The 13,219-nt window shown below is 68.9% G+C and carries 13 protein-coding genes and 1 tRNA gene; 8 read left to right on the forward strand and 6 right to left on the reverse strand.

Annotated features, from left to right (window positions below):
• The first annotated feature begins 133 nt into the window (after positions 1–133).
• Positions 134–206 (forward strand) — tRNA-Ala (locus D0Z67_RS14680).
• Between the two features lie 140 nt (positions 207–346).
• Here the strand turns inward: D0Z67_RS14680 and D0Z67_RS14685 are convergent.
• A complete protein-coding gene (locus D0Z67_RS14685; RefSeq protein ID WP_031179059.1) occupies positions 347–1,045 on the reverse strand; it encodes a DUF5324 family protein in 699 nt (232 codons plus the stop codon).
• A 278-nt stretch (positions 1,046–1,323) separates the two neighbouring features.
• Here D0Z67_RS14685 and D0Z67_RS14690 point away from each other — a divergent pair, with 278 nt between their 5' ends.
• Complete coding sequence (locus tag D0Z67_RS14690) at positions 1,324–1,854, forward strand: peptidylprolyl isomerase (protein ID WP_031179058.1); 531 nt, start codon at positions 1,324–1,326, stop codon at positions 1,852–1,854.
• Between the two features lie 119 nt (positions 1,855–1,973).
• Complete coding sequence (locus D0Z67_RS14695) at positions 1,974–2,879, forward strand: rhomboid family intramembrane serine protease (protein WP_031179057.1); 906 nt, start codon at positions 1,974–1,976, stop codon at positions 2,877–2,879.
• 280 nt (positions 2,880–3,159) lie between these two features.
• Here D0Z67_RS14695 and crgA read toward each other — a convergent pair whose 3' ends face one another.
• On the reverse strand, positions 3,160–3,414 hold the full coding sequence (crgA, locus tag D0Z67_RS14700; protein WP_030805947.1) for a cell division protein CrgA: 255 nt from the start codon (positions 3,412–3,414) through the stop codon (positions 3,160–3,162).
• A gap of 152 nt (positions 3,415–3,566) precedes the next feature.
• On the opposite strand from crgA, the gene D0Z67_RS14705 reads away from it, so the two are divergent.
• The 5 genes from D0Z67_RS14705 to D0Z67_RS14725 all read left to right on the forward strand — a co-directional run bounded on the left by D0Z67_RS14705 (position 3,567) and on the right by D0Z67_RS14725 (position 7,216).
• Entirely contained in the window at positions 3,567–4,355 is a 789-nt protein-coding gene (locus tag D0Z67_RS14705; RefSeq protein WP_031179056.1) for a DUF881 domain-containing protein, read from the forward strand.
• Between the two features lie 196 nt (positions 4,356–4,551).
• Positions 4,552–4,713: a hypothetical protein gene (locus tag D0Z67_RS14710; protein WP_031179055.1), complete on the forward strand. Its 162-nt coding sequence runs from the start codon at positions 4,552–4,554 to the stop codon at positions 4,711–4,713.
• On the forward strand, positions 4,710–5,351 hold the full coding sequence (locus D0Z67_RS14715; protein ID WP_031179054.1) for an aminodeoxychorismate/anthranilate synthase component II: 642 nt from the start codon (positions 4,710–4,712) through the stop codon (positions 5,349–5,351). Before D0Z67_RS14710 ends, D0Z67_RS14715 begins: the two co-directional genes overlap by 4 nt.
• On the forward strand, positions 5,348–6,421 hold the full coding sequence (locus tag D0Z67_RS14720) for a class E sortase (protein ID WP_031179053.1): 1,074 nt from the start codon (positions 5,348–5,350) through the stop codon (positions 6,419–6,421). Before D0Z67_RS14715 ends, D0Z67_RS14720 begins: the two co-directional genes overlap by 4 nt.
• A 48-nt stretch (positions 6,422–6,469) precedes the next feature.
• On the forward strand, positions 6,470–7,216 hold the full coding sequence (locus D0Z67_RS14725; RefSeq protein WP_031179052.1) for a class E sortase: 747 nt from the start codon (positions 6,470–6,472) through the stop codon (positions 7,214–7,216).
• On the opposite strand, the gene D0Z67_RS14730 is transcribed toward D0Z67_RS14725, so the two are convergent.
• The 4 genes from D0Z67_RS14730 to D0Z67_RS14745 form a co-directional block, all read right to left on the reverse strand.
• Positions 7,217–7,792 (reverse strand): restriction endonuclease, encoded by a 576-nt coding sequence (locus D0Z67_RS14730; protein WP_234312566.1) that lies wholly within the window; start codon positions 7,790–7,792, stop codon positions 7,217–7,219.
• 148 nt (positions 7,793–7,940) lie between these two features.
• On the reverse strand, positions 7,941–9,920 hold the full coding sequence (pknB, locus tag D0Z67_RS14735; RefSeq protein WP_031179051.1) for a Stk1 family PASTA domain-containing Ser/Thr kinase: 1,980 nt from the start codon (positions 9,918–9,920) through the stop codon (positions 7,941–7,943).
• 170 nt (positions 9,921–10,090) lie between these two features.
• Positions 10,091–11,566 carry a peptidoglycan D,D-transpeptidase FtsI family protein gene (locus D0Z67_RS14740; protein WP_031179050.1) on the reverse strand — a complete coding sequence of 492 codons (1,476 nt, stop codon included), beginning with the start codon at positions 11,564–11,566 and terminating at the stop codon, positions 10,091–10,093.
• 175 nt (positions 11,567–11,741) lie between these two features.
• A complete protein-coding gene (locus tag D0Z67_RS14745; RefSeq protein WP_031179049.1) occupies positions 11,742–13,211 on the reverse strand; it encodes an FtsW/RodA/SpoVE family cell cycle protein in 1,470 nt (489 codons plus the stop codon).
• Between the last annotated feature and the right edge of the window lie 8 nt (positions 13,212–13,219).

Raw genomic sequence — 13,219 nt, forward strand, 5'->3', positions numbered from 1 at the left:
CCACGTCGAGCATCCTACGGAGCGGGGTGATTCGCGGGGACCCCCAATCTTTTTGCGGGATACGGGGGGTGAACCGGTACTCTGGTCTGCGACGCCCGTCAGGAGCCCGTTCTCCCGTCGGCCGTTCCCTTCCGGGGCCTTAGCTCAGTTGGTAGAGCGCTGTCTTTGCATGGCAGATGTCAGGGGTTCGACTCCCCTAGGCTCCACAAGCGAAAACCCCCTCCGAGCTGCGGAAACGCAGTGCGGAGGGGGTTTTGTCGTGCCGCCGTGGGGACGGGGGCCCGGGGCGTCGCGGGCGCTGTTTCACGTGAAACAGCGTGCGGTGCCCATGACTTGGGGCGTCAGATCACCGGTTCTCGTCGCCCTCGACATCGTCCTCGACCTGCTTCGCCTGGACCTCCGGGTCCAGGACGGAGGTGCCGGTGCCGTCGACCGAGTGGAGACGGGCCGAGTCCGGCATCTCGGTGGCGGCCGGGGGCTCGACCAGCCAGTCCGGGTTGGCCTGGCGGTCCCACCACTGCCAGACGGCGTAGGCGCCGCCCGCGAGCAGGCTGGCCAGGGCCACGTACTTCAGCGTGCGGCCGGTGCGGCCACGGCGCTCGTTGCGGCTGGCCAGCTTCTTGATCTCCTTGGCCGACACATTGCCTCGCAGCGCGACCAGGGCGGCAGCGCTGCGCGCGGCGGCCTCGTCGTACACCGGGGTGGCGGCGGCCACGGCGTGCTCGATCCTGGGGCGGGAGTATTCGGCCGCCTGCTTGGCGGCCTTGCGGGTCAGCTTGGCGGCGTCCTGCGCTGCCTGATCGACCTTCGGCGGTACGTGGGAGAGCGCTCGCTCCACCTGCGGGGCGAGCTTGGCGTCGTACTGAAGGCGGGCCTGGTCGGCCGCCTGCGAGACCACGGGCGCCAGCCGTACACGTGCCTCCTGCGTGTAATGAGCGGCACGCTCCTTGGCCGTGTCGGCATAAGGCGCCACCACGTCCGCTGCGTGCAGCACGCTGTCCTTGGCCGAACCGGTCGCGGTGCGCACGCTGTCGATGCGGGTCACGGGAACCTCCTCCTCGGTGGCGGTACGGTATTTCGACTGTCCACCCTGTTACGGATCATGCCTGTCAGTGGTCCACACAGCATGTGTGGACGGGCATACGGGTGCCGATCTCTGGCGAAGCGGTGAAATTCCGGGCGACCGGCGCCGCTCACGACCCTGCCACGATTCACCGCCGGGCGCCGCCGATACGGGCCGAACTCGCCGTCACCCGCCCGGTTCCGGGCCGCCGCGAGCGTGCGAGGATCAGGGGCGAACGGAAAGACAACGGAAGGCAGACCGTGGCCGAGCAGCTGTACGCCACCCTGAAGACCAACCACGGCGACATCAAGATCAGGCTGTTCCCGAACCACGCGCCGGCCACGGTCAGGAACTTCGTCGAACTGGCCCAGGGCGAGCGCTCCTGGAAGCACCCGGGAACCGGCGTCGAGAGCACGGACCGGCTCTACGACGGCACCACCTTCCACCGGGTGATCAGCGGCTTCATGCTCCAGGGCGGTGACCCGCTCGGCACCGGCATCGGCGGCCCCGGCTATCAGTTCCCGGACGAGTTCCACCCCGACCTGTCCTTCAACAAGCCCTATCTGCTCGCCATGGCCAACGCCGGGCCGGGCACCAACGGCTCGCAGTTCTTCATCACGGTCTCCCCGACCACCTGGCTGAACCGCAAGCACACCATCTTCGGCGAGGTCGCCGACCCGGCCGGCCAGAAGGTCGTCGACGCCATCGCCGCCGTTCCCACCGGCCGCAACGACCGCCCCCTGGAGGACGTGGTGATCGAGTCCGTCGTGGTGGAGAAGACCGAAGGCTGACCCGCGACCGGGGAATCCGGCGCGGGGAACCAAATGCCCCGCTCGTCCGTAAGGATGGGCGGGGGCGGTGCCGCGCCCCCGGAGTGACGGCGCACGGCGCGAGGGACGAAGGGGATCTCATGGACCAGGCAGCGGCCGACGTCCCGGGCGCCCGCAGCGTGCCCGTCTGCTACCGGCACCCGGACCGCGAGACCGGCGTGCGCTGCACCCGCTGCGACCGGCCGATCTGCCCCGAGTGCATGGTCGACGCCTCTGTCGGTTTCCAGTGCCCCGACTGTGTGCGCGGCGGTGCCTCCGCGTCCGGCTCGGGCGGCGCCGCGTCCGCCCCCGCCGACAACCGCCCCCGCACCCTCGCGGGCGGCACCCTCACCCGCGACCCCCGGCTGGTCACCAAGGTCCTCATCGGGCTGAACCTGGCCCTCTTCCTGGTGAAGCTCTCCCTGGGCGACGTCTTCACCAACCAGTTCGACCTGATCGGCCGCGCCTACGCACCCCACCTCACCGGTATCCAGGGCGTCGCCGAGGGCCAGTGGTACCGCCTGCTGACCTCGATGTTCCTGCACGGCGGGTATGTGCACATCCTGTTCAACATGCTCAGCCTATGGTGGATCGGCGGCCCGCTGGAAGGCGCCCTCGGCCGCGCCCGCTACCTCACGCTGTATCTGGTGTGCGGCCTGGCCGGCGGCGCGCTGACCTATCTGCTGGCCGCGCCCAACCAGCCCTCGCTGGGTGCCTCCGGTGCGATCTTCGGCCTGTTCGGCGCCACCGCCGTCCTGCTGCGCCGCCTGCGGTACGACATGCGGCCGGTCATCGTGCTGTTGGTGGTCAACCTGATCATCACGTTCGGGGTGCCGGGCATCGCCTGGCAGGCGCACATCGGCGGCCTCGTCGCCGGTGTCGTGGTGGGGTACGCGATGATCCACGCCCCGCGCGAACGACGGGCGCTGATCCAGTACGGGGCCTGTGCGCTGGTGCTCCTGGTGGTGGCTGTACTCACCCTGGTGAGAACCCTCCAGCTCACCTGAGCCCCAACTGTTGTCCACAGTCTGTGCCCGATCTTGTGCACACTGTGCGGGAACAACCGTGCCCCCTGTCGCTCGGATGAGAATCCGCAGGTCAGACAGGGGGCATTACGTGGAGCGCCGGTCGTCGGATGGTGTTTCCGGCGTCAACCGGGGATTAGTTATCCACAGATCGTATTCCTTTTCCCCAGGGGGGTGTGGATATTTCGTTGGCCTGTGGATAACTCAGGGGAGGGTCGTGGGCAGAGGTCGCCGGAACCGGGTCCGGTGGGCTATGAGCCGGTCACTTCCACTGGGTGGAGACGCCGAAGCCCGCCGCGATGAAGCCGAAGCCGACGACGATGTTCCAGTTGTCCAGGCTGTCGATCGGCAGCGAGCCGTCGGTCACGTAGAACACCACGATCCACGCCAGGCCGATGAGGAACATCGCCAGCATGACGGGCGCGACCCAGGCGCTGTTGGTGAGCTTGATGGCCTGCGCCTGCTTGACCGGCGGCGGCGTGTAATCGGCCTTCTTGCGGATACGTGACTTCGGCACGAAGGTCTCTCCTGTCGATGCGCTGCGTGACCGCGCAGGTGTCTGGGTCGAGCTCGGGGCAGCGTACAAGGGGTCGGCAAGGGCACACCGAGTGCTCCCCCGGACGTCCGTTAGCGTAGTGCTTCCGCGGCGCCGAAGGAGATAAGGGTACGTTGAGCAATTCTGCCGACTCCCGGGGGACGGGAGCAATGGGTTCCGGCCCGGGGCGCCGTCCGCGTTTCCGGCCGGTGCGGATTCTCACCGCCGGCGTCTTCGCGCTGGCCGGCCTCATCTTCGTCACCAGCTTCAACACCGCCAAGGGCACCGACCTGCGCACGGACACCTCGCTGCTGAAGCTGTCGGACCTCATCCAGGAGCGCAGCAGGAAGAACCAGGGCCTGGACGAGTCCAACGCCACACTGCGGCACAGCGTCGAGTCGCTCGCCGAGGGCGACGACGGCAGCACCCGCGCCCAGGACCAACGCCTCGGCGGGCTGGAGAAGAGCGCGGGCACCGAGCGGCTCACCGGCAAGGCGGTCACCGTCACCCTCAACGACGCCCCGCCCAACGCCACCGCCAAGCTCCCCGGCTATCCCCCGCCGCAGCCCGACTACCTCGTCATCCACCAGCAGGACCTCCAGGCGGTCGTCAACGCGCTGTGGCACGGAGGTGCCCAGGGCATCAAGGTCATGGACCAGCGGCTGATCTCCACCAGCGCGGTCCGCTGCGTCGGCAACACCCTGATCCTCCAGGGCCGCGTCTACTCGCCCCCGTACAAGATCACCGCTGTGGGCGACCCGGAGCGGCTGAAGCAGGCGCTGGCCGCGAGCAAGGCGATCCAGAACTACATGGTGTACGTCAACGTGTACGGCCTCGGCTGGGACGTCGCCGACGAGGGCACCGTCACGCTGCCCGGCTACACCGGCACCGTCGACCTGCACTACGCGACGCCCGTGAAGTAACAGCGCCCGAGGCGGCCGCGTCTCACCCGCCGACCGCTTGTTCGCGGTGCGAAACCGTTCCGCCCGTCATTGAGGTGATCGGCCCTGGGCCCCGTAAGTCCAGGTGTGCTCCAGGCACGCCGGTGACGGACCCGGCGCCGTTAGTCTGGTGCCGTACGGCGTGAGTCAGGGGCCGTGGAGGAACGGAAGGGACGGCATGTACGGCTGGATCTGGCGGCATCTGCCGGGCAACGCGTTGGTGAGGGCACTGATCTCCCTCGTGCTCGTCCTGGCCGCGGTCTACGTCCTGTTCCAGTACGTGTTCCCGTGGGCGGAACCACTGCTGCCCTTCAACGATGTGACGGTGGACAACCAGTGAGCAGCGCCCGGATTCTCGTCGTCGACAACTACGACAGCTTCGTCTTCAACCTCGTCCAGTACCTCTACCAGCTCGGTGCCGAGTGCGAGGTGCTGCGCAACGACGAGGTGACCACCGCGCACGCCCAGGACGGGTTCGACGGCGTCCTCCTCTCGCCCGGACCGGGTACGCCCGAGGAGGCCGGGGTCTGCGTGGACATGGTCCGGCACTGCGCCGCGACCGGCGTCCCGGTCTTCGGGGTCTGCCTCGGCATGCAGTCGATGCAGGTCGCCTACGGCGGGGTGGTGGACCGGGCGCCCGAGCTGCTGCACGGCAAGACCTCGCCGGTGATCCACGAGGGGCGGGGCGTCTTCGCGGGCCTGCCGACGCCGTTCATCGCCACCCGGTACCACTCGCTGGCCGCCGAGCCGGCCACCGTGCCGGCCGAGCTGGAGGTCACCGCCCGTACCGAGGACGGCATCATCATGGGGCTGCGCCACCGTGAACTCCCGGTCGAGGGCGTGCAGTTCCACCCCGAGTCGGTGCTGACCGAGCACGGCCACCGGATGCTGGCCAACTGGCTCGCCGAGTGCGGCGACCGGGACGCGGTGGCGAGGTCGGCGGGGCTCGCCCCGGTGGTGGGCAGGGCCACGGCGTGACCACCCCGCGCCCGGAACGCGAGGACGCGTACGGCGGGGTGCCGTACGGGTCCTACGGTCCGGCGTTCGTGGGCGCGGGCGATCCGGGGACGGCGCGGATGCCTGCCGTGGACCAGTACGGCGAGTACGAGGATCAGCGCCCCGAACTCCCCCTGGAAGACCGGACGATGGCGCTCCGGATGCCCGGCGCGCCGGAGGGCGCGTACGGCTCGCTGAGCGCCTCCGCGGGCGCGGCGGGCATCGGCGGAGCCACCGGCGGGCGCGCGGCCCGCAGGAAGGCCGCCAAGCGGGGCGGCGGGCGGCGTGGCGGGGGACCCGAGGGGGCGCCGGCGTCCACGGACGGCCCGGCGCGGCCGCTGTCGCGGGTCGAGGCCCGCCGGCAGGCGCGGGCGCGCAAGCCGGGGGCGGCCGTCATGGTGAGCCGGGCGGTGGGCGAACTCTTCATCACCACCGGCGTGGTCATGCTGCTGTTCGTCACCTACCAGCTCTGGTGGACCAATGTCCGCGCGCACGCGCAGGCCGGCAGCGAGACCAGCCAGCTCCAGGACGACTGGGCCAACGGCAAGCGGGCGCCCGGGGTGTTCGAGCCGGGGCAGGGGTTCGCCATCCTGCACATCCCCAAGCTGGACGTGGTCGCGCCGATCGCGGAGGGCGTCAGCAACAAGAAGGTGCTCGACAAGGGGATGGTCGGGCACTACGGGGAAGCGCCGCTGAAGACGGCGATGCCGTACGACAAGACCGGCAACTTCGGGCTCGCGGCGCACCGCAACACCCATGGGGAGCCTTTCCGTTACATCAACCGGCTGGTGGCGGGGGACGCGGTCGTGGTGGAGACGCAGGACGAGTACTTCGTGTACAAGGTCGCGTCGATGCTGCCGGTGACTCCGCCGTCCAACACCAGCGTGCTGAATCCGGTGCCGCCGGGGTCGGGGTTCACCCGTGCGGGTCGGTACATCACCCTCACCACCTGCACGCCCGAGTTCACCAGCAAGTACCGGCTGATCGTCTGGGGCAAGATGGTCGAGGAACGCCCGCGCAGCAAGGGCAAGCCGGACGCGCTCATCCAGTAGCGGCGGTCCGTCTCACCAGCAGAAGAGCCGAACATGGGCAGGGGATCTGTGGCAGCGACCGCCGACGGCACCGAAGAGCACACGGCCGCGTCCGGCACGGGCGGGGGTCCGCCGCGGGGGCAGGGGCCCGTCGCGCGGGCGGTCAGCTTCCTCGGGGAACTCCTCATCACGGCCGGGGTGGTGCTCGGGCTGTTCGTCGTCTACTCGCTGTGGTGGACCAACGTCGTCGCCGACCGGCACGCCGACCGGCAGGCGGACAAGGTCCGCGACCACTGGGCGAACTCCGCGACCGGTCCCGGCGCGCTGGACACCAAGGACGGCATCGGCTTCCTGCACGTCCCGGCGATGCGCAACGGCGCGGTACTCGTGGAGAAGGGCACCTCCACCGACGTCCTCGACGAGGGCGTGGCCGGCTACTACACCGACCCGGCCAAGGCCGCGCTCCCGATGACCGGCAAGAAGGGCAACTTCACCCTCGCCGCCCACCGCGACGGCCACGGCGCCAAGTTCCACAACATCGACAAGGTGCACGAGGGCGATCCGGTCGTCTTCGAGACCAAGGACAAGTGGTACGTCTACAAGGTCTACTCGATCCTCCCCGAGACCTCGAAGTACAACGTCGACGTCCTCGCCCAGGTCCCGGAGGAGTCCGGCAAGACCAAGCCGGGCCACTACATCACCCTGACCACCTGCACCCCGGTCTACACCAGCCGCTACCGCTACATCGTCTGGGCCGAACTGGTCCGCACAGAAAAGGTAGACGCCGAGCGAACCCCTCCGGCGGAACTCGGCTGATCACCCCCGACGGCTCTCCAGCCGCCGCAACGCGTGATGCGTCCGCAACCGCCGCTCGATCCGCCACACCCCGTCCCGCATCGCCACCAGCTCCCGCTGGTGCTCGCCCGAGGTCTCGATCAGCGCGTTGAACATCGGCACGACCGTCCTGCCGAGGACGTGTGTGATCCGCTGGTCGATCCGGTCGTCCAGCGCGGGACCGTCGAGCTGGGCACGGGACGCCTGCTCCACATCGAGAAGGTAGGCACGCACCTGCCGGGCGACCTCGCTGTCGCGCAGCAGCATGGCGATGTTGAGGACGGCTCGGCGGGAGTAGACCGTGAGGCTCCGACGGGCCTGTGGATAACTCCCCAACGAGAGTGACACGTTGTCACTCTCGAATTTCCGCAGGTCAGCGCCGCGCAGGACAGTCATGCCGTGAGCCGCCAGTTCTTCACGGTGCCGTCGGGCCAGCTGACGCACAGCCTCGACGGTGACCCCGAAGTAGGTCGCCACCATCGCCGTCGTCACGTGCAGGCCGTCCGGAAGCAGGGAGAGGGTCTTCACCCGGTCCAGTACCTCGGTGCGGTCCAGCACGCTGGTGCGAGCGTCCGGGATTCCAGGACTACGGATTCGTCGATCATGCCCTGTCAACGACCTGCGGGCATATGAGGGCACGATCGGAAAACGGGACAGCCCCGGCACTGTGGGTGCCGGGGCTGTCCGTTGGACGGAGTGGACGGGGTCAGCCGTTTTGGCCGCCGAAGATTCCGCCGAGGCCGCCGCCGTTGTTGCCCTGGCTGACGGTGATGAGGGTGATGGTGTCGCCCTTGTTGGCCGGGCCCGGGGGAGGGTTCTGCTGGACGACGGTGGAGTTCTCGTCGCCGGCGCCGGGACCCTGGGCGTTGACCTGGAGGCCGAGGCCCTGGAGGGTGTTGCGGGCGTCCTTCAGGGCCTGCTTGGTGACGTCCGGGATCTGGACCTGTTCCGGGGCGTCGTTCTTGCCGACGCTGATGGAGACCGGGGTGCCCTTCTTGACCTGGCGGCCGATCTCCGGGTTGGTGCCCTGGACCTTGCCGTTCTGGGCCGGGTCGGCCACGGGCTGGTCGTTGCAGGTCGGGGTGAGACCCGCGTCGGAGAGGGCGGCCTTGGCCTCGTCGCAGGACTTGCCCTTGACGTCCGGGATGGTGACCTTCTCCTCGGCCTTGGCGACCGTCAGGGTGATCGTGGACCCCTTCTGCACCTGATTGCCGCCGGTGGGGTCCTGGTCGAGGACGTTGTCGGGGGTGTCGCTGGAGACGCGCGTCTCCTTCTTCACCGTGAGCTGGTAGTCGTCGCCTTCCAGCTTCTCCCGCGCCTCGTCGAAGGAGAGGCCGATGACACTCGGGATCGTCACCTTGGGCGCGCCCGTGGAGACGACGAGGTCGATGGTGTCGTTCTTCTTGACGTCCGAGCCGGCCGTCGGGGTCTGCGAACAGATCTTGTTCTTGGGCTGGTTCTCACACGGCTTGCGCGTGATGTCACCCAGCTTCAGATCCGACGCCTCCGCCATCTTCCGGGCGTCCTCGACCGAGTTGCCCGCGAAGTTCGGCGCCGGGAAGGGCTTCTCGCTCTTGCCGGGGAACATCCACATGCCGATGAGCACCGCGCCGACCAGCACCAGCGCGGCCGCGACCGCGAGCAGGATCGTCGAGGTGTTGTTGCTGTTCTTCTTCTGCTGGCGCCGCCGGTCGGGCCGGTCGTCGTAGCCGTAGCCGCCGTCGTCCGGGTTCATCGGCGGGAGCATCGTGGTCGCCCCGGCCGGCTCCTGCCGCAGCGCGGTGGTCGCCTGGTCGTCCGCGTAGCCGTAGCCGACCGCGCTCATGGCCGCCGTCGCGCCGACGGGCTGGCCGTCGAGGCACGCCTCAATGTCGGCGCGCATCTCGTCGGCCGACTGGTAGCGGTAGTTCGGGTCCTTGGTCAGCGCCTTGAGGACGATCGCGTCCATCTCCGGCGTGATCTCGGGATCGAACACGCTCGGCGGCTGCGGCTCCTCGCGCACGTGCTGGTAGGCCACGGCCACCGGGGAGTCGCCGACGAACGGCGGACGGACGGTCAGCAGCTCGTAGAGCAGGCAGCCCGTGGAGTACAGGTCGGACCGGGCGTCGACCTGCTCGCCCTTGGCCTGCTCCGGGGAGAGGTACTGGGCGGTGCCGATCACGGCCGCGGTCTGCGTCATCGTCATCCCGGAGTCGCCCATGGCGCGGGCGATGCCGAAGTCCATCACCTTGACCTGGCCGTTGCGGGTCAGCATGACGTTGGCCGGCTTGATGTCCCGGTGGACGATGCCGCTGCGGTGGGCGTACTCCAGACCCTGGAGGATGCCGATGGTCATCTCCATCGACCGCTCGGGCAGCAGCTTGCGCCCGGAGTGCAGCAGCTCACGGAGCGTGGAGCCGTCGACGTACTCCATCACGATGTACGGGATCGAGACCCCGTCGATGTAGTCCTCGCCCGTGTCGTAGACCGCGACGATCGCGGGATGGTTGAGCGAGGCGGCAGACTGGGCCTCCCGGCGGAACCGGGCCTGGAAGGACGGATCACGCGCGAGGTCCGCGCGCAGCGTCTTCACCGCCACGGTGCGGCCGAGGCGGGTGTCATGCGCGAGGTAGACCTCTGCCATGCCACCACGGCCGAGTACGTGGCCCAGCTCGTACCGGCCGCCTAGGCGACGCGGCTCTTCCATAGCTACTTACCAGCCCTCTCCGTCGGTCCCGCCCGGCACGGGTGTGCGCGGCCGGAGCTTCCGTCCGGGCCTACCGTACCCGGCTCGCTCTGTGTGACCTGGCCAAGCCGGTAACCCGATACCGGACCGGTACCGCAACGTGCGCCGATGTGAAGGCCACGTGAGCGGGTTCACTTCTTGGAGTTGATGACCGCCTGCATGACGCCCTTCGCGATCGGGGCGGCGAGGCCGCCACCGGAGATGTCGTCGCGCACCGCGTTGTCGTCCTCGATGACCACGGCCACGGCCACCGGGGAGCTGTGGTCGGGCAGCTTGGCGTAGGAGAGGAACCACGCGTAGGGGTTCTCGCTGTTCTTCACACCGTGCTGCGCGGTACCCGTCTTGCCGCCCACCGTGACGCCGTCGATCTGCGCGTTCTTGCCGGTGCCGTCCTTGACGACCGTCTCCATCATCGACTGCAGGATCTGCGCGTTGCCCGGCGACAGCGGCCGGCTCAGCTCCTGCGGCTCGCTCTTCTCCACCGGGTCCAGGTTGGAGGACTGGAGCGAGTCGACCATGTACGGCTTCATCAGCTTGCCGTCGTTGGCGACCGCGGAGGCGACCATGGCCATCTGGAGCGGGGTGGCGGCGGTGTTGAACTGGCCGATGGAGGACAGAGCCGTCTGCGAGTCGTTCATGTCCTTGGAGAACACGGAGGCGTTGGCGCGGGTCGGCGTGAACTGCTCCTCGTCGAAGCCGAACTTCTTGGCCTCGTCCAGCATCTTCTCGTTGCCGAGGTCGGCGCCGATCTTGCCGAAGACGGTGTTGCAGGAGTACTGGAGCGCGACCCGCATCGTCGCGTCCTTGCAGGGGATGTTGCCCTCGTTCTTCAGCTCGGTCTGCGTGCCGGGCATCACCCAGGGCAGCGGGCTGTCGGTCTTCTGGTCGGCCGAGGAGTACTTGCCGTTCTCCAGCGCCGCGGCGGCGGTGACCACCTTGAAGGTGGAGCCGGGCGGGTAGGTCTCGCGCAGCGCCCGGTTGAGCGTCGGGTCGGAGGAGTCGCTCTTCTTCTGCAGCTTCGACCACGCCTCCGCGTCGCCGTCACGGGAACCCGCGAAGGACGACGGGTCGTACGAGGGGTACGAGGCCAGCGCGAGGATCTTGCCGGTGGAGGGCTCCAGCGCGACGACCGCGCCCTTGCCGCCCTGGTTCTTCAGCCCGGAGTACGCGGCCTTCTGCGCGGCGGAGTTGAGCGTGGTGACCACGTTGCCGCCCTGCTTGGGCTTGCCGGTCAGCATGTCCAGGGTGTTGCGGAAGAACAGCCGGTCGTCGTTGCCGGTGAGGATGCCGTCGTTGATCTTCTCGAGCTGGGTGCTGCCGAACGCCTGGGAGGAGAAGCCGGTCACGGGCGCCCACATGGCCCCGTTCTTGTATGTGCGCTTGTACTTGAAGTCGCCGGCCTTGGTCTCGACGGAACCGGTTATCGGCTCCCCGTCCACGATGATGTCGCCGCGCGGGGAGGCGTAGCGCTCGATGGAGACGCGGCGGTTGTCGGTCGCGGTGCGCAGCTCGTCGGCCTTGACGTACTGGAGCCAGTTGTCGCGGATCAGCAGGGCCAGGACGAGCAGTCCGCAGAAGAGCGCGATGCGGCGCAGGGGCTTGTTCACGTCCGGCCTTTCCACGAGCTGACAGGGACGCCTGTCGCTTCGGTCTCTCGGTGTCGCTGGGGCTGGCCCCCGTCCTTGGCCGCCCACAGTCTAGGGGCAGTGCCTGTGGACGGAGACGCTCCTGAGGCCCGGCGACGGGACCCGCCCAGAGGTACGGTCCCGCCGCCCGCCGTGCTCACTGCTCGTCGGGCCCGGTGCCGCCGGGCCGCACGATCTGCGTCATCTCGGCGTCGGGGTTGCCGGCCGGGCTGGGTGCCGGGCGCCGGGCGGTGTCGCTGATGCGGATCAGGATGCCGATGAGCGCCCAGTTGGCGATGACGGACGAACCGCCGTACGCGAGGAAGGGCATCGTCATACCGGTCAGCGGGATGAGGCCCATCACACCGCCGGCGACGACGAACACCTGGAGGGCGAACGCGCCGGACAGGCCGATGGCGAGCATCTTGCCGAAGGGGTCGCGGGCGGCGAGGGCGGTGCGCACACCGCGCTCCACGATCAGGCCGTAGACCAGCAGGATCGCCATGATGCCCGCCAGGCCCAGCTCCTCGCCGAAGGTGGCGAGGATGAAGTCGGAGTTGGCGGCGAAGCGGATCAGCTCGGAGTGGCCCTGGCCCCAGCCGGTGCCGAGGGTGCCGCCGGAGCCGAACGCCCACAGGGCCTGCTGGAGCTGGTCGGAATGCACACCGGTGACGCCCGGGGTGCGGCTCAGCTCGTACTCGTGCATCGGGTTGAGCCATGCCTGCACACGTGTCTGGACGTGTGGCTCGAAGGTGGCCACGCCCACGGCGCCGGCCGCGGACATCAGCAGACCGAAGACGATCCAGCTGGTCCGCTCGGTGGCGACGTACAGCATGATCACGAACATGCCGAAGAACAGCAGCGAGGTACCGAGGTCGGTCTCGAAGACCAGGATCAGGATCGAGATGAACCAGACGACCAGGATCGGGCCGAGGTCGCGGCCGCGCGGCAGGTAGAGACCCATGAAGCGGCGGCTGGCGAGCGCGAGCGCGTCCCGCTTGACCATCAGGTAGCCGGCGAAGAAGACCGCGAGCACGATCTTGGCGAACTCACCGGGCTGGATGGTGAAGCTGCCGATCTTGATCCAGATCTTGGCGCCGTAGGTCAGGTCGGCACCGAGGCCGGGCACCAGCGGGAGCAGCAGCAGCACCAGCGCGGCCACCATGGAGATGTAGGTGTACCGCTGCAGCGTGCGGTGTTCCTTGAGGAAGATCAGCACGACGGCGAACAGAATGATGCCCAGCGCGGTGTAGACGAGCTGGTTGGTGGCCTTGCCGCCCGCCTGGCCGATGGACTGCAGCAGCTTCGACTGGTCCAGGCGCCAGATGCACACCAGGCCGAGCCCGTTGAGCAGGGTGGCCAGCGGCAGCAGCAGCGGGTCGGAGTACGGCGCGAACTTGCGCACCGCGAGGTGGGCGACGCCCGCCAGCAGGCCGAGGCCCAGGCCGTAGCCGAGCAGGCCCGCGGGGACCTGGTCGTTGAGGGCCAGGCCCACGTTGGCGTAGGCGAACACCGGGATGACCACCGCGAAGATCAGCAGGGCCAGCTCGGTGTTGCGGCGGCTCGGCGCACCGATCGAGCCGATCGTGGACGTGTGGTGCGTCGGCGTGTTCGTAGTACTGCTCATCGTGTGAC

Source organism: Streptomyces seoulensis (assembly GCF_004328625.1).
Classification (GTDB): Bacteria; Actinomycetota; Actinomycetes; order Streptomycetales; family Streptomycetaceae; genus Streptomyces; species Streptomyces seoulensis.

Bases quoted from the DNA above. Each gene is read 5' to 3' on its own strand.
- D0Z67_RS14695 (WP_031179057.1), top strand. From the start codon at position 1,974: ATGGACCAGGCAGCGGCCGACGTCCCGGGCGCCCGCAGCGTGCCCGTC.
- D0Z67_RS14710 (WP_031179055.1), top strand. From the start codon at position 4,552: ATGTACGGCTGGATCTGGCGGCATCTGCCGGGCAACGCGTTGGTGAGG.
- pknB (WP_031179051.1), bottom strand. From the start codon at position 9,920: ATGGAAGAGCCGCGTCGCCTAGGCGGCCGGTACGAGCTGGGCCACGTA.
- D0Z67_RS14745 (WP_031179049.1), bottom strand. From the start codon at position 13,211: ATGAGCAGTACTACGAACACGCCGACGCACCACACGTCCACGATCGGC.